The organism is Patescibacteria group bacterium (assembly GCA_028692545.1).
Classification (GTDB): domain Bacteria; phylum Patescibacteriota; class Patescibacteriia; order UBA1558; family S5-K13; genus STD2-204.
The window spans coordinates 88,197-114,495 of record JAQUXC010000003.1; the positions used below are offsets into that span (position 1 = coordinate 88,197).

27 protein-coding genes and 1 riboswitch are annotated in these 26,299 nt (G+C 27.8%); of the genes, 23 read left to right on the forward strand and 4 right to left on the reverse strand.

Annotation, left to right across the window (positions count from 1 at the left end; all coding sequences use genetic code 11):
• Positions 1 to 2 precede the first annotated feature (2 nt).
• The 6 genes from PHZ07_02135 (at position 3) to PHZ07_02160 (ending at position 10,971) form a co-directional block, all read left to right on the forward strand.
• Positions 3 to 1,109: a hypothetical protein gene (locus PHZ07_02135; protein ID MDD3284370.1), complete on the forward strand. Its 1,107-nt coding sequence runs from the start codon at positions 3 to 5 to the stop codon at positions 1,107 to 1,109.
• 200 nt (positions 1,110 to 1,309) lie between these two features.
• On the forward strand, positions 1,310 to 1,867 hold the full coding sequence (locus PHZ07_02140) for an NYN domain-containing protein (protein ID MDD3284371.1): 558 nt from the start codon (positions 1,310 to 1,312) through the stop codon (positions 1,865 to 1,867).
• Between the two features lie 309 nt (positions 1,868 to 2,176).
• On the forward strand, positions 2,177 to 5,119 hold the full coding sequence (locus PHZ07_02145) for an SNF2-related protein (protein MDD3284372.1): 2,943 nt from the start codon (positions 2,177 to 2,179) through the stop codon (positions 5,117 to 5,119).
• Between the two features lie 4 nt (positions 5,120 to 5,123).
• Positions 5,124 to 6,794, forward strand: a complete 1,671-nt coding sequence (locus PHZ07_02150; GenBank protein MDD3284373.1) for a site-specific DNA-methyltransferase — start codon at positions 5,124 to 5,126, stop codon at positions 6,792 to 6,794.
• Complete coding sequence (locus PHZ07_02155; protein MDD3284374.1) at positions 6,775 to 9,621, forward strand: DEAD/DEAH box helicase family protein; 2,847 nt, start codon at positions 6,775 to 6,777, stop codon at positions 9,619 to 9,621. The genes PHZ07_02150 and PHZ07_02155 overlap by 20 nt, the downstream gene beginning before the upstream one ends.
• A gap of 3 nt (positions 9,622 to 9,624) precedes the next feature.
• A complete protein-coding gene (locus tag PHZ07_02160) occupies positions 9,625 to 10,971 on the forward strand; it encodes a hypothetical protein (GenBank protein MDD3284375.1) in 1,347 nt (448 codons plus the stop codon).
• Between the two features lie 30 nt (positions 10,972 to 11,001).
• Here the strand turns inward: PHZ07_02160 and PHZ07_02165 are convergent, their stop codons facing one another.
• Positions 11,002 to 12,300, reverse strand: a complete 1,299-nt coding sequence (locus tag PHZ07_02165; GenBank protein ID MDD3284376.1) for a recombinase family protein — start codon at positions 12,298 to 12,300, stop codon at positions 11,002 to 11,004.
• A 304-nt stretch (positions 12,301 to 12,604) separates the two neighbouring features.
• Between PHZ07_02165 and PHZ07_02170 the strand changes: the two genes are divergently transcribed.
• Positions 12,605 to 13,114 (forward strand): hypothetical protein, encoded by a 510-nt coding sequence (locus PHZ07_02170; protein ID MDD3284377.1) that lies wholly within the window; start codon positions 12,605 to 12,607, stop codon positions 13,112 to 13,114.
• Between the two features lie 63 nt (positions 13,115 to 13,177).
• On the opposite strand, the gene PHZ07_02175 is transcribed toward PHZ07_02170, so the two are convergent.
• From PHZ07_02175 to PHZ07_02185, 3 genes are all read right to left on the reverse strand, one after another.
• A complete protein-coding gene (locus PHZ07_02175) occupies positions 13,178 to 13,648 on the reverse strand; it encodes a hypothetical protein (protein MDD3284378.1) in 471 nt (156 codons plus the stop codon).
• A complete protein-coding gene (locus PHZ07_02180; protein ID MDD3284379.1) occupies positions 13,623 to 14,990 on the reverse strand; it encodes a DNA methyltransferase in 1,368 nt (455 codons plus the stop codon). Before PHZ07_02180 ends, PHZ07_02175 begins: the two co-directional genes overlap by 26 nt.
• A gap of 194 nt (positions 14,991 to 15,184) precedes the next feature.
• A complete protein-coding gene (locus PHZ07_02185) occupies positions 15,185 to 15,418 on the reverse strand; it encodes a DUF2188 domain-containing protein (GenBank protein ID MDD3284380.1) in 234 nt (77 codons plus the stop codon).
• Between the two features lie 129 nt (positions 15,419 to 15,547).
• Between PHZ07_02185 and PHZ07_02190 the strand changes: the two genes are divergently transcribed.
• The 16 genes from PHZ07_02190 to PHZ07_02265 all read left to right on the forward strand — a co-directional run.
• Positions 15,548 to 16,180 carry a S24 family peptidase gene (locus PHZ07_02190; protein ID MDD3284381.1) on the forward strand — a complete coding sequence of 211 codons (633 nt, stop codon included), beginning with the start codon at positions 15,548 to 15,550 and terminating at the stop codon, positions 16,178 to 16,180.
• 67 nt (positions 16,181 to 16,247) lie between these two features.
• Positions 16,248 to 16,359: riboswitch (SAM riboswitch) on the forward strand.
• Positions 16,360 to 16,436: 77 nt separating this feature from the next.
• Complete coding sequence (locus tag PHZ07_02195; GenBank protein ID MDD3284382.1) at positions 16,437 to 17,375, forward strand: methionine adenosyltransferase domain-containing protein; 939 nt, start codon at positions 16,437 to 16,439, stop codon at positions 17,373 to 17,375.
• Between the two features lie 23 nt (positions 17,376 to 17,398).
• Positions 17,399 to 18,145, forward strand: a complete 747-nt coding sequence (locus PHZ07_02200) for a hypothetical protein (protein MDD3284383.1) — start codon at positions 17,399 to 17,401, stop codon at positions 18,143 to 18,145.
• A 63-nt stretch (positions 18,146 to 18,208) separates the two neighbouring features.
• Positions 18,209 to 18,679 carry a hypothetical protein gene (locus PHZ07_02205; protein MDD3284384.1) on the forward strand — a complete coding sequence of 157 codons (471 nt, stop codon included), beginning with the start codon at positions 18,209 to 18,211 and terminating at the stop codon, positions 18,677 to 18,679.
• Between the two features lie 133 nt (positions 18,680 to 18,812).
• Positions 18,813 to 19,253: a hypothetical protein gene (locus tag PHZ07_02210; protein MDD3284385.1), complete on the forward strand. Its 441-nt coding sequence runs from the start codon at positions 18,813 to 18,815 to the stop codon at positions 19,251 to 19,253.
• 16 nt (positions 19,254 to 19,269) lie between these two features.
• Positions 19,270 to 19,929, forward strand: coding sequence for a hypothetical protein (locus PHZ07_02215; protein MDD3284386.1), 660 nt, complete (start codon positions 19,270 to 19,272; stop codon positions 19,927 to 19,929).
• A gap of 4 nt (positions 19,930 to 19,933) precedes the next feature.
• Entirely contained in the window at positions 19,934 to 20,110 is a 177-nt protein-coding gene (locus PHZ07_02220) for a hypothetical protein (protein MDD3284387.1), read from the forward strand.
• 310 nt (positions 20,111 to 20,420) lie between these two features.
• The gene (locus PHZ07_02225; protein MDD3284388.1) at positions 20,421 to 21,467 is read left to right on the forward strand and encodes a DNA translocase FtsK; all 1,047 of its coding nucleotides are present in this window, start codon (positions 20,421 to 20,423) and stop codon (positions 21,465 to 21,467) included.
• 1 nt (position 21,468) lies between these two features.
• The gene (locus PHZ07_02230) at positions 21,469 to 22,302 is read left to right on the forward strand and encodes an FtsK/SpoIIIE domain-containing protein (GenBank protein MDD3284389.1); all 834 of its coding nucleotides are present in this window, start codon (positions 21,469 to 21,471) and stop codon (positions 22,300 to 22,302) included.
• Positions 22,303 to 22,320: 18 nt separating this feature from the next.
• A complete protein-coding gene (locus PHZ07_02235) occupies positions 22,321 to 22,626 on the forward strand; it encodes a DNA translocase FtsK (GenBank protein MDD3284390.1) in 306 nt (101 codons plus the stop codon).
• A gap of 6 nt (positions 22,627 to 22,632) precedes the next feature.
• Positions 22,633 to 23,034: a hypothetical protein gene (locus tag PHZ07_02240; protein ID MDD3284391.1), complete on the forward strand. Its 402-nt coding sequence runs from the start codon at positions 22,633 to 22,635 to the stop codon at positions 23,032 to 23,034.
• Between the two features lie 5 nt (positions 23,035 to 23,039).
• A complete protein-coding gene (locus PHZ07_02245; GenBank protein ID MDD3284392.1) occupies positions 23,040 to 23,225 on the forward strand; it encodes a hypothetical protein in 186 nt (61 codons plus the stop codon).
• 164 nt (positions 23,226 to 23,389) lie between these two features.
• Positions 23,390 to 24,154, forward strand: coding sequence for a hypothetical protein (locus tag PHZ07_02250; GenBank protein MDD3284393.1), 765 nt, complete (start codon positions 23,390 to 23,392; stop codon positions 24,152 to 24,154).
• 47 nt (positions 24,155 to 24,201) lie between these two features.
• Positions 24,202 to 25,173 (forward strand): phosphotransferase, encoded by a 972-nt coding sequence (locus PHZ07_02255; GenBank protein ID MDD3284394.1) that lies wholly within the window; start codon positions 24,202 to 24,204, stop codon positions 25,171 to 25,173.
• A gap of 6 nt (positions 25,174 to 25,179) precedes the next feature.
• Positions 25,180 to 25,581, forward strand: coding sequence for a VOC family protein (locus PHZ07_02260; protein ID MDD3284395.1), 402 nt, complete (start codon positions 25,180 to 25,182; stop codon positions 25,579 to 25,581).
• Positions 25,582 to 25,602: 21 nt separating this feature from the next.
• Positions 25,603 to 26,299, forward strand: a 697-nt coding sequence (locus PHZ07_02265; GenBank protein MDD3284396.1) for a hypothetical protein, incomplete at its 3' end; no start/stop codon positions are given.

Sequence of the window (26,299 nt, forward strand, 5' to 3'; positions counted from 1 at the left end):
ATATGCAAAAATCAAATAAAATCATAGGAATAGTTTTAGTATCAGTATTATTGGTAGCTCTTATTTTCATTATAATTTTCAAAGAAAAGGATATAAAAAAGAATTATAATAATTTCCAAATAGAGTTAAATAATAAAGATGAGAAGCAGGATATCTCTAAGAGTGAAATTGGTATTTTATACAATCAATATATTGCTGATACAGAAAATAAAGAAAATGAGTTAAAGTCATTATTAAAGCAAGATAAAGATTTAAAATTTATTCCTATTGAAACACTGTATCAAAGTGAGCTAACGAATAATAATCCAAAGTATCCAACATTGAATTGCGGCAAAGAAAAAGTTGAATTTACATTTATTCCAGACCCATATAGAAAAGAGGCAACTGAAAATGTTATTTTTGAAGATGGGACAGGTATTCAAGTTATAAACAAAGAAACCAATAAAATACTTCAACAAGAAAAAGTGTATGGCATTTTGGACATAGAGAAATTGAATTTCAACAATTTAGATTATTATATAACAAGTGAATATACGGGTGGTGCCCATTGTTGTTTTGAAGAAAGAGTGATTGTTTGTAAAAATGGTAAATTTAATATTGGTGATGTTGTTAATTATGGCAGTAATGGTGAATTGGGAGATTTTTTTATAAAAAACAATCAGATTTATTTTACGAAATCAAATGGTAGATTTGATTATTTTAATCTTAGCTATACGTCATCTAGGGGAATGGAGTATCTAGCCTTTTATAAGTTAGATACTAATTCTAATAAATTCATAGATGTTTCTAAAGAATTTCCAGATTATTATTCTAAATTAGCAAAACAACAAAATGATTGGCTAATTAAATTAAAAAAATATCAACCAAGTTTTTTTAGTGGAGCAGAAGAATTGTGGTATTACCCACTGATTAAAAGATTAACAGCTAATTATTTATCTGGAGAAAGTAAAGAGATTTATGAAAAACAATTCTTAGATGATTTTAATTATTTTATAGATGGTTCTTCTGTTGATAAACAACATTTCTTATTTCCTATAGAAAAAAAAGATATTAAGAAGATATTTGATGATGCAATGAAAATTTTAATAGGAGAATATACAACAACATAGGTGTTATTATGGGGTTATTGCTAGTGAGTATGCGGGTTGTGGATAACTTATTGACATTATTATTTATATGGTGTATATTGTAAGTAATAAATCCTTATCATTTGCTTCGGCTATGATAAGCAACAAGAACCTTACGGCTCTTGTTTTTTATTTAATGGGCTAGTATTATATATTCATACTATAATTTATCATTAAGCTGTATGAACAATAAAAGAGTAGCTGTTTTTATAGACAATAGTAATGTTTTTGGAAATATGCGAGATTTGAAAAAATCAGGAATAAATTGGGTTTGTTTGTATGACCCAGAATTTTTAGCAAAAAAATTAGCTGGAAATAGAGAATTAGTGTATACAGGATTTTATTGCACTAGACCACCAGCATATCTTTTAAAGGGAAATAATGATGAAAAATATAAATTTAATACTGCTAATAAATATTACAGCGAAATAGAAAAAAATCCTTCTGTATCCGTGAAATATGGAGACTTAAAGGGAACTAGAGGCAATCTAATAGAAAAAAATTTAGATACTCAAATAAGCTCTGATATGGTAGAAATGGCGGCGTTTGATAAATATGACATCGCAATTATAGTTTCTAATGATGGGGATTATAAAAGTGCTATTGAAAGCACTAAGAAATTTAATAAAAAAATAGAGGTTTTATTTTTTCAGGGTAGCTTATCTATGTCTTTAAGAAGTGTAAGTGATATAACAAGACGAGCTAGATGTTCTTATTTTGTGAAATTAGATGGTATGTAGAAATAGTGAGTAGAGTGGTGGGGTAAATTACAAATCACCATACATTCTCAAGTCAGGAATATAAATATACTCAGTTTGTCTTTGAATAATAGTTCTGATATTCCGAACTACACGAAGCCAACCTAGTACATGTTTCGAGCAACCGGCCTGCCTCGGCGTAGCCGTAGGCGAAGACGGGGTTGCGTCGAAAATCACATATTAGAGCATAAAGACGTTTTTTATCAAGGCGTCTTTTTGTTTTTCAGCTAGATTGATTTTTAGGTTGAAATGTGCGAAAATATGAATATTCTTATATAAAAATGAATAATTATGAATATCACAGATCATCAAGCTAAATATTTTGCTTATGAGCTCACTAAACGTTGTGCTTCAGATAGTCTAGAAAAATTATCATCAACTCTCTCAAATTCTCAAGTAGATTTGAACCCACATCAAATAGAGGCAGCTTTATTTGCTTTTAGATCTCCACTTTCTAAAGGAGCTATTTTAGCTGATGAGGTTGGTTTAGGAAAAACAATTGAAGCTGGTCTTGTAATTTCTCAAAAGTGGGCAGAGAGAAAAAGAAAAATACTTTTAATAGTTCCTGCTAGTTTAAGAAAACAATGGAATTCAGAGCTCCAAGAAAAATTTTTTATTCCATCAATTATTTTAGAAGCAAAATCTTTTAATCAGTATATAAAAGAAGGAAATCTTAATCCATTTAATCAAAAAGACCTTATAGTAATCTGTTCATATCATTTTGCAAAAGGAAAATCTGTTTATATAAAACAAACGAATTTTGATTTAGTTATTATTGATGAGGCGCATAGATTGAGAAATGTTTATAAAAATAATAATGTAATCGCCCGTGAGATAAAGGACGCAGTTCAGGCATATCCAAAAATACTTCTTACAGCCACACCATTACAAAATTCTTTACTTGAATTATATGGATTAACAAGTATTATTGATGAACATATCTTTGGAGATTTAAACAGCTATAAGGCTAATTATGCAAAAGTATCTAGAGAACAAGATATATATGAGAGTGAACTTGGAATGGTAGAACCAAGACAAGAGATGTTTGTTGATTTACGAAATAGACTTAAACCAATTTGTATTCGTACTTTACGTAGACAAGTTTTAGAATATATAAATTATCGTGATAGAAAACCAATTACTCAAGATTATATTCCAACAGAACAGGAAATTGAGTTGTATGATGGAATGACAGAATATTTACAAAGACCCAAATTGTATGCGCTACCATCAAGTCAACGCCAACTTATGACGCTTATTTTAAGAAAACTTTTGGCCTCTTCTTCTTTTGCTATTGCAAGTACTCTAGATGGTCTTATTTATAAATTAGATAAACTTATAGAACACATCAGACAAAATTCAGTTGTTAAAATTGATGATTTACCAAAAGAAATAGAAGAGGACTATGAAACATATTCTGAAACTGTTGATGAGTGGATTGATAATGAAAAAGATGAGAACGAAAATAAGATCAATGAAAAGAAAAATAAATTAAATATTGAAGATATACAACAAATTAAAGAAGAAAAAAAAGATTTAGAAGTATTTAGAGATTTAGCTAAATCTATATTCAAGAATTCAAAAGGAGAGTCACTTTTAATAGCTTTAAAGAAGGGCTTCGAAATGACACAGGATCTTGGAGCTCAAAAAAAAGCTGTTATTTTTACAGAATCTAGAATTACGCAAAAATATTTATTAGATTTATTATCTGAAAATGGATATCAAGACAAGATTATTTTATTCAATGGCACAAATAATGATCAAAAATCAAAAGAAATATATTTAGAATGGTTGAAAAAGAATAAAGATACTGACAAAATTACTGGCTCTAAAACAGCTGATTTACGTGCGGCAATCGTAGAATATTTTAAATCAGATGCTGAAATTATGATCGCTACTGAAGCAGCAGCAGAGGGTATAAATTTACAATTTTGTTCTTTGGTTATAAATTATGATCTTCCGTGGAATCCCCAAAGAATTGAACAGAGAATTGGTCGTTGTCATCGTTATGGACAAAAACACGATGTTGTCGTGGTAAATTTTGTAAATAGAAAAAATGCTGCCGATCAAAGGGTCTATGAACTTTTAGATCAGAAATTTATGTTATTTAAGGGTGTATTTGGTGCAAGTGATGAAGTTCTTGGAAATATTGAATCTGGGGTAGATTTTGAAAAAAGGATAGCTTCAATTTATCAATCTTGTCGTACCGAAGAAGAAATTAATAAAGCATTCGATTCTCTTCAAGCAGAAATGGATGAATCTATTCAAGAAGGAATTAAAAATGCAAAAGAGAAACTACTTGAAAATTTTGATGCAGATGTACACGAAAAATTAAAGATAAATTTAAAAGAAAGTAGGGCTTATTTAGAAACATATGAAAAATGGTTATGGGAAATCTCACAATACTTTTTGAAAGACAAAGCCAATTATTCAACTGATGATTATTCTTTTACATTAAAAGAAAATCCATTTCCAGGTGAAGATATTGATGAAGGTCCTTATAGAATTGGAAAAAATATTGAAGATGCACATATTTATCGTCCGGGACATCCATTAGCAATTCGCATTTTAGATAAAATAAAATCAAATCAGTTATATCCGTGTGAAATCGTTTTTAACTATTCTAACTATGGACAAATTATTTCCCCAATCAAGGAATTAATCGGCATTTCTGGTATAATGAAAGTATCCCAATTAACAATTGATTCATTTGAGACGGAAGATGTTGTGTTGGTTACCGCAATAAATGATAGGGGCAATGTTATAGAAGAAGATATCGCAAAGAAGCTTTTTGCCTTAGATACTGAAATATTGCAAAATAAAATTGAGATAGAATCAGAAAATATAGATAAAAAAGAAAAAGAAAAAGTTAAAATTATTACTACTAATATTTCCGAGAGAAATAGCGAATTTTTTGATGAAGAAGTTGACAAACTTGATAAATGGGCTGAAGATGTAAAAAAGAGTTTAGAAATAGAGCTTAGAAGAATGGATATAGATATAAAAACAATGAAAACAAATGCAAAGAAAATTTTAAACTTAGAAGAAAAAGTAAAATTACAAAGAGAGATAAAAAACTTAGAAAAGAAAAGAAATGAGATGCGTCAAAAGCTTTATAAAGCCCAAGATGAAGTAGATGTAAAAAAAGAAAATTTACTTGATAAAGTAGAAGCGCAACTTAATCAAAAAATATCTCTAACTACACTATTTGTTATTAAATTTAAAATAATATAAAGATATGGATAATAAACAAAGATTAGAGCTTACTTGGATTGGTAAAAATAATCTTGATTATGATATTTCTAATATTGAGCCGAGAATCTTAGAAGAGAATTTGAAACTTTCAAATTGTGAAAATGATCCAAATACGGAGAATATGATTATACACGGAGATAATTTACTTGCCCTTAAGGCTCTTCTTCCGGAATATGAGGGGAAAATAAAATGTATTTATATTGATCCGCCCTATAATACTGGTAATGCTTTTGAACATTATGATGATTGTGTCGAACACAGTACTTGGCTTTCATTAATGAAACCAAGATTAGAGTTATTAAAAAAATTGTTAAGTAGAGACGGAGTAATATTAGTTCAAATTGATGATAAAGAAGGTCATTATTTGAAAGTTTTAATGGACGAAGTATTTGATAGGAATAATTTTTTAGTATCAATTGCTGTAAGATCGTCTACACCAAGTGGGTTAAAAACAGCCCACAAAGCAAAAACAATTATTAAACAAAAAGATTTTATTTTAGTCTATAAGAATGGCCCAGATATTAAAATTAGTCCTGCATACATCCCCAAAGAAAGTTGGGATGATCATTATAATTATTTTTTTGATAAAGAAAATAATAAAGTATTGAACTTAAAAGATGTTTTATTAGAGCATGGTATAGTTGATAAAAAACAAAAAATATCAGATATAAATATTTTCGATAAGGACTTTAGAGATTTTTATTTAAAAAACAAGGATAGAATATTCCGTACAGCCCCAGAAATGCCCATAGACATAAAAAACCAATCTAAACAAAATTTAAGTACAATAATCGAATATGGTGACGAAGATGGTAAACAGTATGCATGGAATGGCAATAGAATGACTTTTTTAAATAAAACTATAAAAATCATAGATGGAGAAGAATACATGTCAAATCTTTTATGCGATTTTTGGGGGGATATAGATTTTCAAAATACTCAAAATGAAGGAGGCGTGAAATTTCCAGCAAGTAAAAAACCAGAAAAATTGATTTTAAGAATTTTAAATATGTTTACAGAAGAAAATGACTTTGTTTTAGACTCATTTCTTGGTTCTGGCACAACTGCTGCAGTAGCGCATAAAATGAAGCGAAGGTATATAGGTGTTGAAATGGGGGATCATGCCTATTCACATTGTAAGGTACGGCTTGATAATGTGATAGATGGCTCTGACCAAGGTGGAATAAGCAGATCTGTGGAATGGAAAGGTGGGGGTGCATATAGATTTTATGAACTTGCACCTAGTTTTATTATAAAAGATGAATTTAGCAATCCTATTATTGATGAATATTATGATGATGTTAAGCTTATAAAAGCAATGTGTAAATTTATGAATTTTACTTATCAACCAAGTAAAACAGAATATTGGAAACACGGCATTGGACAAGGTAAGAATTATATCTACATTACAACACAACTTTTAACATCTGGAATAGTACAACAAATTATTGGACATTTAAAAGAAGGGGAAACTCTAACAATTTGTCCTAAGAAATTTGAACCAGGAGCTGATAAAATTGATAATCGAATAATTATTAAAAAAATTCCTCAATCGGTTTTAAAATCTTGTCAATTTGGTAAAAAAGATTATCTTCTCCCAATTAAAGAATTATCCATGGAAGAAATTGATACCGATGAAGAGAACGACGAATAATATTATGCAACCAGAACAAGCATTACAATATTTAAATAGTACGATGAATTTAAGAGAGCCACAGGCAAAGAGTCTGCAAATTTTTTCTGATTATTTAAAATCTTCAGCTGGACAAATACTGTTAAAAAGAATGAATAATAAAAATAATACAGAAAAAATTTTAGAATCATCAAAAAATTATTTTAAAGACATACCTGAAGCTCAAGAATTCGAAGTATTTGAAAGAGCTTTCCCAGCTTTTACTTTTGCACTTGCAACTGGAGTTGGTAAAACTCGTCTTATGGGAGCTTTTGTAGCATATCTTTATCTTGTATATAACATTCAACATTTTTTAATCGTAGCTCCAAATCTTACTATTTATCGCAAATTACATGAAGATTTTAGTAGAGCAAATAATCCAAAATATGTTTTTAAAGGTATTCAAGAAATAAATATAAATACCACAAAGATTATTACTACTGATAATTATGCCAGCCATAAAGAAAATCCACTTTTTGGTAATCAAATTGAAATAAATATTTTTAATATCCAACAATTTGCACAAAAGGATATGGCCAATGAACGTGGAATAACAAAAGCATGGGAAACTGCCAGTCAATCATATTTTGATTATTTAAAAAATCAAGAAGATTTAGTTGTTATGCTTGATGAGGCACATCATTATCATGCTGATGCAGCACTTGGTTCTCTTGATTTAATGAATCCTTTATTTGGTTTAGAATTTACTGCTACTCCATATTTAGGTACTCAAGGCACTGGAAGAAATTTGCAACAAATAAGAATGAAAAATGTGCTATATTCTTATAATCTTGGTGATGCTATTCGTGGTAAATTTGTAAAAGATCCATGGGTAGGAACAGAGGCAGACGTGGATTTTCAACAATTCAATACAGAATCAATAGAAACTGATGTACGCAAATTACAATTAGCTGCTTATTTTCATGAGCGTGCTAAAAATGCACTTAAAGAATACGCTCTCGAAAATAATAAACCGATTATTAAACCAGTTTTATTAGTAGTTGCAAAAGATACAAAACATTCTGCTGAACTGAAGTCTCTTATAGATAGTGATGATTTTAGAGGAGGTGAGTTCAAGGGGAAAGTGATTGAAATAAATACAAAAATTCGTGGAGAAGAAGCAGATGAAAATATTGAAAAGTTGATTTCTTTAGAACATCCGGATAATACCATTGAGGTGGTTATTCATGTTAATATGTTAAAAGAGGGTTGGGATGTAACAAATGTTTACACAATAGCACCAATTAGAGCTGCAGCTACAGCAATTCTAACAGAGCAAACAATAGGTAGGGGGTTGCGTCTTCCTTATGGCGAGCGTACAGGAGTGCCTTTAGTAGACAGATTAATGATTGTAGCACACGAACAATTTAAGAAAATTATAGAACTTGCTAAAGATTCTCCACTTATTCAAGGACGCGTAGAAGAAATATCGGAAAAAGAAACAAAAGAAATAAAAACTCTCACAGAAGTTCAACCAATAATACTTCAAAACATTACTACTGAAATAAAGAAGAATGAACTTATAATGCGTGCTGTAAGTGAAAAAGCAGAAGATGCAATTTCTAAGCTACCTGAAATTCAATCTATTGATACTGATGTTAAAGAGAAAATGGTTGAAAAGAAGATAGAAGAATTAGTAAAAGAAACCGCCAAACAAACAGTTAGCGGATTATCATTTTCAGATTATCATAATCAGAAACAAAAAATACAAGTAAAAACATCTTATGATCCAGATTCTTTCTTGGGACTATTGAATCCAGATGTACAGAAGGAACTTACAAAAATAGCCAAAGAATCGAGTATTGAATTAGAAAAAAGAAACATTCCTATACCAAGACTTATTCTTACACCAAATTATAGTGAGCTTATAATACACGATTTTGACTTGAATACTGGCATTCTTCAAAAATATACAAATGAAAGAGCTATTTTAGAAGAACAACTTCAAAACGAAAAGGAAAAAAACCTATTTGGCGAAGATGTTCCCGGAAGACGTGTAACAGAAATAACTAGAGTAACCAGTTTCGGAGCACAAAACAGGCAATCTCCTCAAAATACAATTATTGCAGCATTATTGGATTTTCCTCTAGTTGATTATGATGACCAAGGACAAAGACCATTATTGTTAAAATTAGCAGATCAAGCAGTTAATTATTATAAAAAAACTGCAATTGACGATGATAATCTTTCATTAATTATAGAAAGTAATGCAAAATCAATTGCTGGAGATATCTATAAACAAATTTTGGAACATAAAGAATACAAAGAAGAATATTTGGATTCTGGTGTAGCTGAACCAAAACCGTATTTAGAACAATATAATATTTCTATTTCATTTGGAGAAAAACCAGTTTCACTCAAATCTCAGGTAGATAGTTTTTCATATAAATTATTATATAATAATTTTCAAAAAGCGTGTCATTCTATGTATCGCTTCGATTCTTCTGATGAAATTAGATTAGCATATCTTTTAGATAATGATGGTTCTGTAGAAGATTGGCTTAGACCAGCACCAAATCAATTTGAAGGATTGTATTGGAGAGACACAGAAGGAGAAGCGCATCATCGTTATGAACCGGATTTTGTAGTTGAGTTGAAAAAAGAAATTGTTATGATTGAAGTTAAACCAAGGGAAGAAATAGACACTCCAAACGTACAATCGAAAAAAACTACTGCTGATAAATATTGTGAAGAAATAAATAAAAATATAGGAAAATTTGGAATAACAAAACCATGGAGATATACTATAATCCCAACAGATAAAATAACCATTAATTCAACAATTGAGGGTTTATTTAGCAATAAATAATTTATGTCTAAATTTTTAATTTATAAAAATAAGGAAAAGATATTTAATTTAAATACTAAACTATATTTTGAAGAAGTTTATAAATCTTACTGTTCAAAAAATTACAGATCAGCGGTTGTTATGTTATATTCAGTTGTTATATGTGATTTAATTTATAAATTACAAGAACTCAGAGATATATATAAGGATGATTGTGCGGTTGAAATTTTAAAAAAGATATCCACTTTAAGAAGTAGGGATGAAAAATCTCCAAAATGGGAGTCAGAACTTATTGAACTTATAAACAATAAAACATCCTTTTTTGAGAATGCTGACTATGCTAATCTAATTAGTCTTCAGCAACACAGACACTTATCTGCTCATCCAGTTTTAGATCAGATAGATTTATTATTTTCACCAAATAAAGAAACTACCAGGGCACATATTAGAAATATGCTTGAGGGAATACTTATTAAACCGCCTATATTTTCAAGAAAAATAATTGATCAATTGATTACAGATATATCATTAAAACAAGACATTTTTTTAAATAGAGGCTCTGATTTAAAAAAATATTTAGAAGCTAAATATTTAAAAAATTTATCAAAAGAAGTTGAGATTGCTATATTTAAAGCTTTGTGGAAATTTATATTTATAATTGAGAATGAAGATTGTGATAAAAATAGAAGTATTAATTTAGAGGCTCTAAAAATAATTTTTTATAGAAATAAGGAAAATTACTTACAATTAATAAAATCAGAAAGTGATTTTTTTAGTAATATTTCAAGAGGTAATTCTCTTATTTATTTAATAGTTTTTTTATCAAAAAATAGAGAGATATATAAATTTTTAAATGATGGGGCTAAAGAAATTATAAAAGGTGGCTGCAAAGATGATGATAATTGTTATTTATTAAGTTGGTTTATAGAAGACGACATTTTAGAACACATAAAAAATGTTAAAAAGTATATTGTAGAAGAAAAGAGACATTTCGATATTAAAGTCGGTGCTTTTAATAGTTTGTTAGTTATGGGATCTGAATTAAAATGTGAAAATGATATATTAGAATTTGGAATTTTTCTTTTTGGAAAAAGTACTAATTTCAACACGGCTGATAAAAGATTTGACGATCTGATTGCCCCTTTTATGAATAAATATAATAAACAGCTCTTTAATATTTTATTTGAATCAATTGAATCTAATGACCAGGTTTATAATCGAGGAAGAATGTCTAGTGATAGTGAAAAAATTAAAAGTATTGCAGATAATGTTTTGGGGACAGATTTTGATTATAGTATCTATCCTGAATTTATGAAAAAATTGAATCCTTTAGAGTATTATAAGCAATTATCACAGACTAATTCAAATTAAGAATATTTATTAATCGTATATTTAGATAACTTATTTTTTTAATGTAATTTTTTTATCCTTCAATATCAAATCACTCTTAAAACAACTCATCAGCTCTCTTTTTTCAATCATAGTCCCAGACCTTAAAATGTATTTAGCATAATCATTGATGCTAAATTTTTTTTGTTTTATTTCTTTGTTGTCTATTTCTACGAATCCTTTGTTGAATCTTGTATATCTTTGTAATTCTTCTTCAAATTGTTTTTGTATTCCTATATCATCTATTTCTATTTTATCTACAATTTCTATAAGTTGTTTAATTAATTCTTCTTCTCGTATATATCCACCCTTACAAAATCTATTACTACTTCTAGTGCATCCATAGTATATATATTTAACAACTGATCCATCGCTTAGTTTTTTGAATTTTTCTTCTGCTGTAATTCCTGATCCACATAATCCGCATTTCATAAGTTTGGTAAATGCGAACTCTCTACAAACTTTATTTTCAATACTAAATGTATTGTATCTATCTCTTACTTTTATAAACAACTCTTTTGATATTATTGGATCATGTAATCCTTTGTACCATTTATTACTTCCTATTGGATATTCAAATTCTCCATAATAAAATGTTTCATGAAGTATTTGAAAAATTGTACTAAGTGTTGGATTTTTTCCTTTTCTAGTTTTAAACCCAATTTCCATCAACCATTTTAATATTTTTTTACCACTAAAATTTTCATAAGCAACTCGCTCAAACATTTGTTTTATTATATGAGCTCTTTTAGGATCTAAAAATATTCTTTTGCTCCCTTTATCTCCATATTTATCATGAATATATCCAAGAGGTGGAGGAGATGGTCGCCATCCTTTTTCACACTTTGCCCTCAAACCTCTTTGTACGTTTATGCTTTTATTATCGTTTTCTAATTTTGCTTGAGAACCTAGAATCATAAGAAGAAACTTTTCATTCGGATTGTTGGTAAATTTTTGCCCATGTGTTTTTATTCCAACTAGTTTACCTTGATCCATTAAATCTACTATTCTTCCAAGGTCTCCTGCGTTTCTACTTAATCTATCAGGAGCCCAGCATAGTATTCCTTGAAACATTCCGTTTTTTACATCTTCTAGTAATTGATTAAATACTGGTCTTTGTCCTGAGTCTTTTGCAGAATGACTTTCCTTTCTAATCTCTGTAATTGTCATATTTTCCTTTATAGCCATTTCCATCATCTCCTTTATCTGAGAGTCTATTGAAAGGGCTTGTAATTCGTCCTGTTCTGTCGATTTACGAGCGTATAAACAGTATTTAACTGTTGAGTCGTCAAGCGTCGTTTTTGTGTCCATATCGTCATTTGTTACTTATTACATGGACATTGATGACGCAGAACGGGTAGTAAGTCCAGTAGGTAAACTGTTGGTAACTCGACTTCATTAATGTTTATTTTTGAGCTATAATAAAAATGCGAAACCATAGAAGAAATTACGTGAAGATTTGTAAAAATCCTATTTTTACCTATTTGAGACAAGGCTCGGGCACACCGACCAAAACTCAAGTAGGGTCTTCACGGATACCTTTTGTGGTTTCGCAGGTCGGGTGTCCGTTTTTGTTTTATCGGACATTGATCATTTATAATTAATAAAAAAGAAAATGGACAATCAAGAAAAAACAAAGAAGAAGTTTTATAAAAAATGGTGGTTCTGGGTAATTGTAGTAATTGTTATTATGACCATTACAAATTCTGATGATAATAAAGTGAAAAAGGTAGTAGAACCTATAATACAAGAGAAACAAGAGGATTTAAAATTTACATTTGACGTCCCTTCTTTAATTGGTAAAAATATTGATGAAATAAAAATTATATTAGGTGAACCATATAATGATTCAGAACCTACAGAGTTACAATTAGAAACGGGAATTGATGAGTGGAGCAAAACTTTTAGAAAGAACAATTTTGATCTTTTAGTTACCTATAATCCAAAGACTAAAACAGTAATTGATTTTTTTATTCCAACAAATGACTCATCTGGAGCTACAAATAATACAGATTCACTATTAATAGTTGGAAACTTAAAAAAGAATAGTCTAGACTATAAAGTAGAAAATGTAAAAGCAATCAAAGATCCAAATATTTTTACTGGCATTATAGTTACCTATTAGTATATAAAAACTGGTATCTTAAAAAGAGCATTAGATTTTTGACCAACGCTCTTTTAAGGTTTTTTAATTACTGATATCATTCATATCATTTTTTTCATTAGTATTATTTATAGCTGTTGAAGATTTTCTTGCGCGATCAAAGAGATCTCTTAACATTTGAGTTTGTCTATCTATTTCTGCATGTCTTTCCATTTTTAATTTTTCTATTTCATCTTTCAATTTGTTTATCTTGAAACTAGAATTCAAATTGTTTTTTCTGTATTTAGGATGATTATTTATAAGCCAGAATATAGAGGATTTTAAATCACCGTCTTTAATTTTGTTCATTATAGTAGACTCAGCTAGTTCATTTATTATAGGTATGCTTATTTTTCTAGCCTCATTACATTTTTTACTAAATTTTTTATCAGACTGTTTCCATCTATAATAAGTACCTCTCTGTATAGCGAGTTTTGTACATGCTACTTGAATAATTGGATTTGATTCCAATTCTTCTATAATCTTCTTTTTAAGTTGAACTTGATTCGGGATCATATAATTTTACCCTTCTCCCACCGAATGCCCTTTCCCATCTGTTAATTATTACTTCTGCATAGATAGGAGATTTTTCCATCAAGAAACATCTCCTACTTAATTTATTTGCTGCGATTAAAGTACTACCGCTTCCTCCAAATGGCTCTAAAACTAGTTGATCTCTTTTTGTAAGAACTTTAATATACGGAATTAATATTTCTACAGGTTTTGTTCCAAATATTATTCCTTGTCCTGACGACTTTTCATCCGATGCACGATACTCGATAAAGTCTGTAGGACAGTACTTCTTTCCTTTTTCGTAGCTTTCCCACTGTGGTTTCCCCGCAATTGCAAAAAGTGCTGTTTCGTATTCATTTTGAAGTCCCTCGCCCTCATCTTCTAAATTGTATTCAATATCAGTATCAGAAGAACCAACGACCGCTATGTCATATTTGTTAAAGAATTTGTACTTAGCTGAGAATCCCTGCATCCTATTGTTTAAGTGCCACACTAACATGTTTTTTATCTTCCAGTATTTTGCCATTTCATTCCATATGGTCATAATATTCTTCCAATTTTCATAAACTATGATACTAAAATTTTCATTAGCAACTTTACTAACATTTCCCATCCAAAGCTCTGTAAAATTATCAGGAAGTGATTCTGTTTCTAAATATCTTCTATTTTTCTTTGCTCCGAACCCGACTGTCGCTTCTCCATGTCTAGTTTTACCTTGTAAATAATTTAGAATATATGGCGGATCTGTTAGACAAAAGTCCGCCTTTTCATTTCCCATTAGTTTCATCATATCTTCCTCTATAGTGGAGTCTCCACACATTATTTTTGAATCACCCAAGGCATACACATCTCCTTTTTGAACAGTGATTTCTGTTATGTTTAATTTTTTCAATTCGTTTTCTATATTAAATATTTCTTCCTTTCCTGTTTCTATGTCAAATATTTTATCTAGATCCAAGCTGTCAAAACCTATATCCGTGAGAAAGTTAGGATCAAATTTTGATAATAAGTCATAATCAAATTCACCTTGATTTTTGTTTAATCTAATATTTAGCTCTTTTTCTTTTTCAATGTCTGGAATGTTGATATATACCACTGGTAGAGTATCAATTCCTAGTTCCATTGCTACAGCGTACCTAAAATGTCCGCCGATCAGAACATTGTGTCTTTCTGGAAAGGAATTGCATATAAACGGATCTACTAGTCCGAATCTCGTAATACTTTCTTTTAGTTGATTAAATTGTTCTTTACTCCACTTACGTGGATTTTCTGTATTGAGTTTTAGTTCTTCAATAGGAACTTGTGTTATTTGGATTTTCTCCAAAATTTCTTTGTCTTGCGACATATTTTTTTCTTTCCCTGTTTAATATTTCTATTAAACTTAATTCTTAAATAAAAAACACCTGTTTAAACAAACCAAAAAAAGATTGCTTGTTTCCTTTCATTGTTTTGTTTAAACAGGTGTTTCAAATATATTTTATTTAAATACCTATTCTTATTAGTTTTATTTTTTTAAAGAACAAGAGGCATTTTGAACTTTTATTTTTTTCTATCTTTTGGTGGACATGGATCATTTCCATAACTATCCTTGTCTATAATTTTATTATCCTTACCATGGATAACTAATTCAGACTTATTATTTTGGGCTAGTTCTCTTGCTATTGATAATGCATCTTTTTGAGTAGAGTGTAGTGATGATGCTTTTTTATCTCCCTCTCCAATGACAGCCCAATCTCCGTTTATTCTATGAGTTACATGGATGTTTTTGCTCACTGCTTTATATTAATGATTAACTATAGTCAGTATAGCAAATCTATATTCTCTGTCAAGTATTAAGGAAAAGCTTGACAAATTATTATATAATACTGTATAATTATTTTATAAATAATAATTTTTAAAAATATGCATAAAATTCAAAAAGATATTTTAAATTTAGCTAATGATAAAAATCTAGCAAAGATGTCGCTTAGAGAAATTAGCAATGCAGTAGGAGAAGGGGATGCACCACAAAAAATAAAACACCATTTAGAACAGCTAGAGAAAAAAGGACTTTTAAGAATTTTAAAAGAAAAAGGAGAGACGGTCAAATTACAAGGTGGCAAATCACTAAATAGTAATTTAATAGCTATTCCTATTCTTGGATCAGCTAACTGTGGAGATGCAACAATTATTGCAGAAGATAAAATAGAGGGTTACTTAAGAGTATCTCCTAAGATTTTTAATAAATCAAAAAATGTTTTTGCAATAAAGGCTATTGGAGATTCTATGAACATGGCAAAAATAGGAAAAGATCAAGATTCTATAAATGATGGAGATTATGTTATTGTTGACCATTCAATACAAGAACCAAAAGATGGAGATTATATAGTTTCAGTAATTGATGGTTTGGCAAATATAAAGAAATATAATTTTAGAGATAATACAATAATTTTAAAATCAGAATCAAAAAGAGACTATCCACCTATTTATATTCATGAAGATGATATTGGTAATTATACAGTTGCAGGTAGAGTTGTTAAGGTTATAAAGAGTTAATTAATTTTACATAATTTGTATTATTTTTAAAAATAAGTTATTATAAAAATAACAATTGAATAGTTTTAGTTTATCAAGAGTGACGGTTAGGGTTCTGGCCCAATGATCCGTCCGACAGCCCTTAAGGTTGATATCTTAAGAAGGTGCCAATTCCAGCCCAGTTTGGGAAAAGATAAAGATCGATTTTTTGTTTGATAAAACAAAATAGCTCTTTCCAAAACTGGTAAGAGATTTTTTTATTATTAACAACAAAATTATGATTAAAACAGCAGAGTTTGTAAGTCCAAAACATCCAGATAAAATCTGTGACTTTATTGCTGACAGTATTCTAGATGCTTACTTAGAAAATGATAAAGATAGCAGAGTGGCAATAGAAGTAATGGGTGGACATAAATTAATAACAATAAATGGAGAAGTGACTTCAAAATCAAAACCAAATATTGAAAGTATTGTAAAAAATATAGTAGGAAATGATTATAAGATAATTTCAAACATAGTTTTACAAAGTTTATCAATTTCTCAAGGTGTAGATATTGGTGGTGCAGGAGATCAGGGGATTATGAAAGGTTATGCAACAAATGAAACAGAAATATATTTGCCACTTGAATATGTTCTTGCTAGAAATTTGTGTCAAAAGGTATTTGAAATTTATCCATATGATGGCAAAACACAAGTTACAATAAAAGACAACGAAGTTCTCACTGTTGTTGTGAGTTTTCAAAATACAAAAAATGATAAACTTTTAGAATTAGTAAAAGAAATAATTAAAGCAGATGAATATCTAATAAATCCATCAGGTGAGTGGACTCAAGGCGGATTTGATGCAGACACAGGACTTTCTGGAAGAAAGCTTGTTGTAGATAATTATGGCCCAGAGATAGCTATTGGTGGTGGATCTTTTTCTGGTAAAGATTATACAAAAGTTGATAGAAGTGGTGCATATATGGCAAGAAAAATTGCTGTTGATTTATTAAAGAAAAATAATGCAAAAGAAGTTTACACAAAACTTGCTTATGCAATAGGAAAAAGTAATCCAGTAATGGCTGTAGCTATTATAGATGGAGTAGAGCAAGAAATTACAGGTTATGATCTCAGTCCAATGGGAATACGTAAATGTCTAAAATTAGATGAAATAAAATTCGTAGATACTTGCACTTGGGGACATTTTGGAGGAGATTTTGAGTGGGATAAATAAAATAGTAATTAATAATAAATTTTATGTATGATACAAGAATTAATTTAGCAGAAGAAAGTAATGGAGAAGATATAAATAAAGAACATCCTAAAGTTTTTCCATATATTGTCACAAAGCTAATGCTTGGTGCTTATCATATTATAGTATTGCCTAGAGCAAGAGAAGAGGATTTGTTGCGTATGACACATGTTCAATATTTATTGAATGATTTAGAAACTTGTCTAGTTTTAGCTGAAAAAGATTCAATATTTTTTGATAAGAATGGTAAAAGAAGAGCTGACTTTAGACCGTCAGGAGGAGCTTTATTTATAAATAGATTAGAACCATTTATGTCAAATGAGGATTCAAAAGAAATTGATCCAACTTTTTGGATAAGATGTGAAATAGTAAGGCAGCGCTATGTGGCTCAAGGCGACATGAATAAATGGCTTTTTATAAATCCAACAAAAGGAGGAAGATATGCCACAAAAGAAGAGTTAATAGAGTTTAGAAAGCCAAATATTAAATATAAAGGTGTTCCGAATGGTCTTATTAGATGTGATAAGTGTTTCCAATTTAAGGGACAATGTTTGGATCCAAGTGAGAAATATTATAAAGGATTAATACAGACAGTGCATTGTAAATGTGATAATGAAAATAGGTGTGCACATTGCTTGAAACTTCTTTATGAATATAAACTGTATGCCAATTATTATAATGAGAAAGATAATAGCGTTTGGTATGTTTCAGGACTACAGGGATTTACTCATAAATGTCCAATTGTTTTATAGCTTGATTTGGGTATTTTAGAGGTGTAAGATTAGAGTATAATTATTTACTAATAATTAAAATTTATGAAAAAAGAAATAAAAGAAAAATTACCTGCGGTTATTATTTTTTTAATTTTATTAGCTTCGTTTATAGCTTATTGGTGGTTTTTGTTTAATAATACTAACAAAACAAAATCATTAGACGAAACAAATCAAAGTCAAGTTGAATACAATATTGCGTTTGATGAAATGATAAAAGAAACGCAAATAAAGAGAGAATATCATTCCACAATATCTGATGAGCAAAAACTAAAAGGGATTTGTGATCAAGAAATGATTCCTGCTATGTATGCAAGCGATTGTTATTTTCTTGAATTTAAAGATTGTAATAAATTTGGTGGTGGAATAATTCCTAAATCTGAATTAGAAAAATGTTTACCAATTTACCTAAAAGAAGCAATAAATCCTATTGATGCTTTTTTCAATTTATCACCAAATGAACCTAAAGTTACTGATCCTAACGCAGAACCTATTAAAATTGAAAGAAAACAATAATAATAACTTAATATTATAGTAAATCTAAATTTGTTGTTTACAAAAGAAGGTAATGACAAAAGAATCATAAATGAATTATTTCAATACGAAAATTGGTCTATTATAAATAAATATAAAAATTAATTTTAAAAATATGAAAAAATTAAACAGAAAAAAAATCATATTATTTATTGTTTCAATATTTATTATAATATTTTTGATTTATATATGTTTTAGAGTTTTTGATTTAAAAATAGATGATACATATTTTGTAGAGAAAAAAATAAGAAAAGATTTTGAAGTTGCTTCTAAATATTTAGTAACAGGTGATTGTGAATCGTTTAATGATTATTTATACAATAAATCTATTGATTTTTGTTATAGATTTAAATCAACAGAGGGATCTTCTGCCTCAGAGGTAATTAATTTAAAAAGTTTTAAATTAAAAGATTTGACATATAAATCAGAAAATAAAATAGCTTTTTTAAATATAGATGTTGTACTTTCTGGATTACAAGAAAGTCATTCTATTACAATGAATGGACAAATGATAAAAGATGGTTCTATATGGAAAATTAGTAAATTAGAATATTAATATTTAATAAAAATATATGAAAGAATTTTTTACTTTAAAAAAGAGCAAAACATCTGTAGGAAGGTTTTTAATTTTAGGTATTTCGTGGTTAGTATTATTAATAAGTTGTATGTTTCTAATATACACATTCAAAGATTATAAATATTCAGAATTTTTATTAGCACTTTCTTTGCTTATAGTATTCTATTGCTTGTATATAATATTTTACAAAAAAAATTGGATAAACACTGTAGCAAAATTCATATTTATTATTTTGTTGTCTTTATATATTTTTATTGTAATATCATTTCCATTGTATATATTTAGAGAAGCTTCTATTACTCCATTAGAATTTATAATATTACTACTTTTAATTGTTTCAATGATTATATATTTGTATTGGAAACAACTCGTGTTATTTTTTAAAGAAATTTCAACGCTAAAAAAAGAAAACAAAAAGTTATATTTTGTAATTATGATGATTTCGATTGTTGTTATTTATGCTCTTTATAATTGGTTTAGAATATATAGAAATTTATATATGCTTGATACGATTGCTCTCGATTGGAATATTGATCCAGCTGAATTAGACCATGTTACTGCGTATAGTTTTGTATTTAAAAAAATAGCATTATTTGCTGGTATTATATTTTCAAGCACATTTCTTATACTTAAATCATTAGAAGAAAGGAAATAAATATATGGATATAAAAGAATTTGCAAAGATGGGTGGAGAAGCATCTTGGAAAGCAAGATTTGGTGGAAAAACAAAAGAAGAAGTATCTGAAATGATGAGAAAACTAAGATATAGTAAGAAAGGTGAAGAATCTCATAAAAAATTTAAAGAAGCTATGTTAGAAGAAACAAAAAATGCTTAATAAATAATTAAATAAATAAACTGGCATTAAATAATTACAAATGGACGCTGAAAAAAAGAGTATATAGTTAAAAGAAAAAAAGATTGTTATGAACTTGAAACTTCGGAAAGAAAAAATGGAATAATGTAGAAGATAGTTATTATGATGAGGAAAATGATGCCTGTAGTGTTAGATACACAGACTAGAAATGGAGAGATGGAGACCCTAATTCTTGCCCTGATGGGTATATTAGTATATTTAGCACCAGTACTAAAACCTGCACAATTGATAAATATTTTACAAAAGAATTTTAAAAAAATATAAATAAAATATGTATATTAATTTACAAAAAGCATTTGAATCAGAACAATTTTTGAATCGAACAACAGAGACTTTAATTCCAATTGGTGTTGGTTTTAATTTTGAATACGTATTTGAAGATTTAAAACATCTCAGATCAATAATAATGGCAGGTGCAACAGGTTCTGGAAAGTCTACTTTTAATAATTCGCTTATATTAAGTTTACTAAAACAAGATAATAATATGTCTTTAGTTTTAGCAGATTGTAAAAAAGTAGAATTGACCCCTTACAATGGAACAGAATGTCTAATTGGGGATGTTGCCACTAAACCAGATAATACAAAAGAACAATTTGAATTTTTAGATAAAGAATTTTTTGTTAGAGCCACTAGAAAAAAAGAAGACACAAATATATATAAAAATTATCATCCTATAATTTGTGTTATTGATGAATACTCAGATATTATGTGTAGTGATAATCACGATTATTTTAATGAAAAAATTTCTAAAATAGCTAAGTATGGAGCAGATTTAAATATTTTTATAATCATATGCACATCTAGACCATCAACTAATATTTTTACCAAAGAAATAAAAGATTCTTTTTTTACAAAAATAGCATTTTCTACACCAGGCTCCGCCGATTCAATAACTATAATAGAGGAAGTCGGTGCTGAAAAACTTTTAGGCAAAGGGGATATGTTATTTAAAAAAGGAAATGAGCCAATAAAAAGATTGCAAGGATTCTATGTTAGTGATAAAGAAAAAGAAAAAATGATTAAGTCTGGAAATTGTATAAAAAAAGAAAAATCAAACATTAGCCTTGATATTGAAAACAGTAGAAATAAGATTAAAACAACCTTATCTGAATATAATATTGAAATTGAAATACAGGAAATTAATATTGGCCCTATAATTACTCAATTTGTTTTAAAACTAAAAAATGAAAAAGACTTTTCCAAGGTATTTGCTTTAGCGGATATATTATCTATGAATTTAAAAGTTCATCCACTTAGAATTACATCAATTTCACAATTTTTGATTAGTCTTGAAATTCCTAATGAAATAACTAAATAAAATGCCTAACATAGATATAAATATAAAAAGAAATGACCCAAATGCAAGGGTTCCTTTAGAACCATTTTTAGATGAATTAATAAAAAGTCCTAGTGATAAATTTATTATTCCACTTGGTAGAGATAAAGATAACAAATTACATTCTATAGATTTAAAGGAATGTCATCATATTTTAAGCGCTGGTATGGCTCTTTCTGGAGTTGGAATGTTTAACAGAGTTGCATTATTATCTTTAATAAAACAAAAAGATCCAAAAGACTTGAGAATTATTTTAATTGATCCTATTCGTAAATTTCAAAATTTTTATGATATTCCCCATCTATTATATCCACCTATTTATTATAAAGATCGGCAGGATACAGTTTTAAATACTTTGAAGTGGTCTATTGCTGAAATGGAAAGAAGGTATGAAATTTTAGCAGAGAATAATGTCCATGATATGTATTCTTATAATGAAAAATGTAACCAAACAGTACTTCCTAACATTATAATATTTATTAGTGAATTAGGTGAGATTATACCAAATGAAGAGATAGAGATGGTTTTAGTTAAAATTTTACAAATGGCTAAATTAATAGGAATTCATTTAATTATAAGTACTCAATGGATAACAAATAAAGTTATTACAAATTTAATTAAAAATAATATTAGTTCTAAATTAATATTTCAAGTTCCCTCTCAAAATGAAGCTGATCTTTTAGAAGCTCCAGGAGCTGAAAAACTTATTGGTCAAGGAGATATGATTTTCTATGGATCAAGTGATCAAGTATTAAAATTACAAGGATTTCATATTAGTGATGAAAAAATAGAGGAATTATTAAAAATATATAAATAATTTTTAATTTAAAAAAATATGCAAAATGAATTTTCAAAAATAGAAAAATTACTAGAAGAAATTTTAGTAGAAATAAAAAAAGTATCAGGTAATTTAAAAAACAATACCCTATCATCTGTGATTATTCCTGAAGCGGAGGAAAAACTTTATAAACAAGCAATAAAGCTAATTACTGAACATGAATCTGTAAGCGCTACCTTATTACAAAGAAAATTTCGTATTGGCTATGCAAGCAGCGCTAGATTACTAGATAAATTAGAGAAAGGAAAATTTATTGGTCCGGCCAATGGTGCAAAACCAAGGAAGGTATTAAAAAAGAAATAAAAAAATATGAATATCTATTTAGACATAGACGGAGTATTACTAAAAAAGCATGGTGGTCCAGCTGATAATGTTTTAGATTTCATAAAATATATTACAAATAACTTTGATTGTTATTGGCTTACAACTCATTGTAGAAATGGTGAAGATGATTGTATGGAGTATTTATCTGATAAATTACCTATAGAAAGTTTACAATATTTAGAAAAAATAAAACCATCTTATTGGGATATGTTAAAAACAGAAGGAATTGATTTCTCAAAATATTTTATATGGATAGATGATTATATAATGGACGCTGAAAAAAAGGTTTTAGAAGAAAAAAATTGTTTAGGTAATTTTATTGAAATAGGATTAGAAAAAAATCAGGATCAATTATTAGATGTAATAAATAATTTAAAAAATAAATAAAAAATATGGCAGCAGATCCACAAGCAAGTGAAGCAATTGGAAAACTTATTAAGACCATGGCTCCATATTTAATTATTGGTGCTTTGGTTTATGGAATATTAACAATAATTATTGATCGTTTTAAAAAAAGAGTAGATAAACTTGGAGATGAATTAATAAAAAAGATAAAATCTAAAAAACCCAAACAATAATATATAGGTTATTTTATTTAAAAAATTCTAGATTATCTTGCCCAATATTGTTATATTTGTGTCCAACAAGATAATATAGAATAATTTATCTTCTACTTTTTTATATTTGCAGTTTATTGGGGAAAGTGCTAATAATATAGATAGAAAATAAAACTCATAAATATATGAAACTAGGCATTATTGCCGAAGATGTGGATAATATATTACATCAGACTATAGGTCTGATACGGAGAACTGGAATTAATATAGAGGTTCTAAATCCTGAATTATCAAATCAAGAGATGCTTGATTGTGGTTTTGATTGTTGTTTTATAAAATCATCTTCTTATAAAGCTATTGATTGTGCTCGAACCTTACAAAATAGAGGGGTATATATTTTAAATGATTTAAATATTATAGATAGTTTGAGAGATAAATCTTATGTATATCAACAATTAGTCACTAATGGTTTAAAAATTCCTGATTATAATCTAGTTAATTCTTTAGATTGCATGACGAAAAATATTAAAGATTATCCATTAGTAATAAAACCAGTATTTGGTTCACGTAATAATAATGTAATTACAATTAAAAGTATAGAAGATATACCAAGTACAATTGATTGGCCAGTCATAGCTCAAAAATATATTCCATTTGATATAGAATATAAAGGTTATCGTATTGGTGATTCAATTTTTTTATCTCCGGAAAGTTCTATACAATATGAGAATCAAAGTCAGATTGAAAAAAATAAATTATTCCCTTTAATTACGCAATGTGGCAATATTTTAGGATTAGATTTATATAGTATTGATATATTATTTTATCAAAACCAATGGTATGTTATCGATTTAAATATTTCAGGATCTTTTAATAGTATGCTAGATAGTGCAAATCTAATAGCAAAATATATAATAAACAAAATCCCACAAAAAATATACCAAAAATAAAAATAATTAATTTAAGATCTTAAGATTGTTAATTAATAATATTTTATATGACAAATAGGTTGTTAGAAAAAATTAATAAGGATTATTCTTTATTAAAGATAATACCTAGAAGACAGATTGGATCTGAAAAATATTTATTATCCACAGGTAATTCTCGTATTATCATTTTAAAAAAATATGACACCAAAAATGAGGCTAAAAATGAAATAAATAATTTTTTATGTATTAAAAAAAATATTCCTCAAGAATATTTACCTAAATTATATACTTCACCTATTTTTTTATCTAACAAAGAACAAGAACAATCTATTGCCTTTGAATATTATTCATCTTACAAAACTTTAGATAGAATATTAAAACAAAATGGATATAAATTAGAATATTTACAAGCTATGAATAATCTTTTCTCTGAAGCATTATTACCTCTTTATAAAAATACTTCCACAGGTTTTAGGGTAATTAGAAATAGGTTACCCATATATAATTATGCTAATAGTATTTTGGATAGTAAATTCTTAAAAGAAGTTGTTAGAAAAATAGATAGATTAGAGTTTGCTGCACCTCATACAACAATTCATGGGGATTTACATCCGCGTAATATTATTTTAGATGGATGTAATATAAAAATGATAGATTTTGAATATATATTATCAAATGAATGTATATATTATGATTTTTCTAGATTTGAATTATTTTTCTCTTTGCATTATCCGTTCCCAATTAATTGGGAAAAACATATTAGATTAATGTATCGTAAGGGAAATATTAGTAATCTTTCAGAATCCTCAAGTAAATCATGTTTATTTAATTTTATTGTTATAATTAGATCTTTTTCAACGAAATTTTCGACTCAATTATATAATAACCAGTCCCAAGAATTAATAGATATAGGATATTGCAAGTGTTTGTTTTATGATCTAATATGGGTAATAACAAGAGAAACCTTTCCGTTAATAGCTCGTAAGCGTGCAGTTACTTTATTTTTATATTTATATAATGAATTTAAAAATATATTATAAAATCATATGATGCCAATTTCTTTGGGACATATAGCATTAAGAGTTTTTGATATTAAGAAATCTTTATTATTCTATAAACAAGTTTTTGGAGCTCAAATCGAAATTGAACGTCTATCTAAAACTATTAAAGATGAGAGTGGTTGCCCATTCTACGTCGCATTTATTAAGTTTGGTAACACTACCATTGAATTATTTTCTTCTACAAAAGTTGCTTATGATATAAATAATAAAGACATTTTTCATATTGCATTTTTTGTTATTAATCTTAAAGAATTTTCTGATCACTTAGATTATCTTGATATATCATATGAAACACATCAAATTGATGAACAAAAAGAATTGATTCGTTTCTTTGACCCAGATAATTTTATTATAGAAGTAATGGAACATTTCTCTAATAAAATATAAATTTTAAATAAATAAAATTGTATGATTAACAAAAATTGGACTATTTTTAATACAAAGCCTTTTATTTCTGATGAAGTTTTTAAAATTACTAAAAAAGTAATTCCATCTACTTGGAGCATCAAGAAAATAGATAGAAGTATAGTAATTGAAAGCAATATTTCTAAAAAAAAGATAATAATTTTTGTTTATGCTGATCGACCAACTCAATCTATATCAGTGTATAAGATTAATGGAATTCCTTCTTCGAAAATAGAAATGCAAATAAATAATGGTTTAAATCAAGAATTGTGGGTTAAAAAATTAATCAAAGAAATTGATTTTTTAAGTAATAAATTTTCTAAATTAGAATTATCTACAATTATTAATTCTTTACCACTTTTAAATAAATACGCCAAGAAATTATCTGGAAGTTTATCTAATTATGCCTTGGTTTGGCGTGATCATTTTGTTGAAGATAGTGTTGCCTTATTGCATGCATTTGAAGTAGCGGGTATTAAACCTGAAAATATTTATACTCTTGATAAAGGAGATAAAACTCTTAAGAGATTGAGAATTGAAGCATCCTTTAAAGATATGGGTTATTATTGTTCCTTATTTGATAATTTATATTTAGATCCAATTTTGGAAAAAAAAGAAATTAAAAGAATAAAAAAAAGTATTTTAGACTTTGTATCTTTGATGAAGAAGAAAGGAAAGAAAATTATACTTATCGATGACG

What these genes read in the sequence shown, in the direction of transcription:
- PHZ07_02145 (MDD3284372.1), top strand. Translation starts at nt 2,177, where the DNA reads ATGAATATCACAGATCATCAAGCTAAATATTTTGCTTATGAGCTCACT.
- PHZ07_02160 (MDD3284375.1), top strand. Translation starts at nt 9,625, where the DNA reads ATGTCTAAATTTTTAATTTATAAAAATAAGGAAAAGATATTTAATTTA.
- PHZ07_02150 (MDD3284373.1), top strand. Translation starts at nt 5,124, where the DNA reads ATGGATAATAAACAAAGATTAGAGCTTACTTGGATTGGTAAAAATAAT.
- PHZ07_02245 (MDD3284392.1), top strand. Translation starts at nt 23,040, where the DNA reads ATGGCAGCAGATCCACAAGCAAGTGAAGCAATTGGAAAACTTATTAAG.
- PHZ07_02255 (MDD3284394.1), top strand. Translation starts at nt 24,202, where the DNA reads ATGACAAATAGGTTGTTAGAAAAAATTAATAAGGATTATTCTTTATTA.
- PHZ07_02195 (MDD3284382.1), top strand. Translation starts at nt 16,437, where the DNA reads ATGATTAAAACAGCAGAGTTTGTAAGTCCAAAACATCCAGATAAAATC.
- PHZ07_02135 (MDD3284370.1), top strand. Translation starts at nt 3, where the DNA reads ATGCAAAAATCAAATAAAATCATAGGAATAGTTTTAGTATCAGTATTA.
- PHZ07_02155 (MDD3284374.1), top strand. Translation starts at nt 6,775, where the DNA reads ATGAAGAGAACGACGAATAATATTATGCAACCAGAACAAGCATTACAA.
- PHZ07_02225 (MDD3284388.1), top strand. Translation starts at nt 20,421, where the DNA reads ATGTATATTAATTTACAAAAAGCATTTGAATCAGAACAATTTTTGAAT.
- PHZ07_02140 (MDD3284371.1), top strand. Translation starts at nt 1,310, where the DNA reads ATGAACAATAAAAGAGTAGCTGTTTTTATAGACAATAGTAATGTTTTT.
- PHZ07_02215 (MDD3284386.1), top strand. Translation starts at nt 19,270, where the DNA reads ATGAAAGAATTTTTTACTTTAAAAAAGAGCAAAACATCTGTAGGAAGG.
- PHZ07_02165 (MDD3284376.1), bottom strand. Translation starts at nt 12,300, where the DNA reads ATGGACACAAAAACGACGCTTGACGACTCAACAGTTAAATACTGTTTA.
- PHZ07_02220 (MDD3284387.1), top strand. Translation starts at nt 19,934, where the DNA reads ATGGATATAAAAGAATTTGCAAAGATGGGTGGAGAAGCATCTTGGAAA.
- PHZ07_02190 (MDD3284381.1), top strand. Translation starts at nt 15,548, where the DNA reads ATGCATAAAATTCAAAAAGATATTTTAAATTTAGCTAATGATAAAAAT.
- PHZ07_02205 (MDD3284384.1), top strand. Translation starts at nt 18,209, where the DNA reads ATGAAAAAAGAAATAAAAGAAAAATTACCTGCGGTTATTATTTTTTTA.
- PHZ07_02260 (MDD3284395.1), top strand. Translation starts at nt 25,180, where the DNA reads ATGATGCCAATTTCTTTGGGACATATAGCATTAAGAGTTTTTGATATT.
- PHZ07_02180 (MDD3284379.1), bottom strand. Translation starts at nt 14,990, where the DNA reads ATGTCGCAAGACAAAGAAATTTTGGAGAAAATCCAAATAACACAAGTT.
- PHZ07_02200 (MDD3284383.1), top strand. Translation starts at nt 17,399, where the DNA reads ATGTATGATACAAGAATTAATTTAGCAGAAGAAAGTAATGGAGAAGAT.
- PHZ07_02175 (MDD3284378.1), bottom strand. Translation starts at nt 13,648, where the DNA reads ATGATCCCGAATCAAGTTCAACTTAAAAAGAAGATTATAGAAGAATTG.
- PHZ07_02170 (MDD3284377.1), top strand. Translation starts at nt 12,605, where the DNA reads ATGGACAATCAAGAAAAAACAAAGAAGAAGTTTTATAAAAAATGGTGG.
- PHZ07_02250 (MDD3284393.1), top strand. Translation starts at nt 23,390, where the DNA reads ATGAAACTAGGCATTATTGCCGAAGATGTGGATAATATATTACATCAG.
- PHZ07_02235 (MDD3284390.1), top strand. Translation starts at nt 22,321, where the DNA reads ATGCAAAATGAATTTTCAAAAATAGAAAAATTACTAGAAGAAATTTTA.
- PHZ07_02210 (MDD3284385.1), top strand. Translation starts at nt 18,813, where the DNA reads ATGAAAAAATTAAACAGAAAAAAAATCATATTATTTATTGTTTCAATA.
- PHZ07_02230 (MDD3284389.1), top strand. Translation starts at nt 21,469, where the DNA reads ATGCCTAACATAGATATAAATATAAAAAGAAATGACCCAAATGCAAGG.
- PHZ07_02240 (MDD3284391.1), top strand. Translation starts at nt 22,633, where the DNA reads ATGAATATCTATTTAGACATAGACGGAGTATTACTAAAAAAGCATGGT.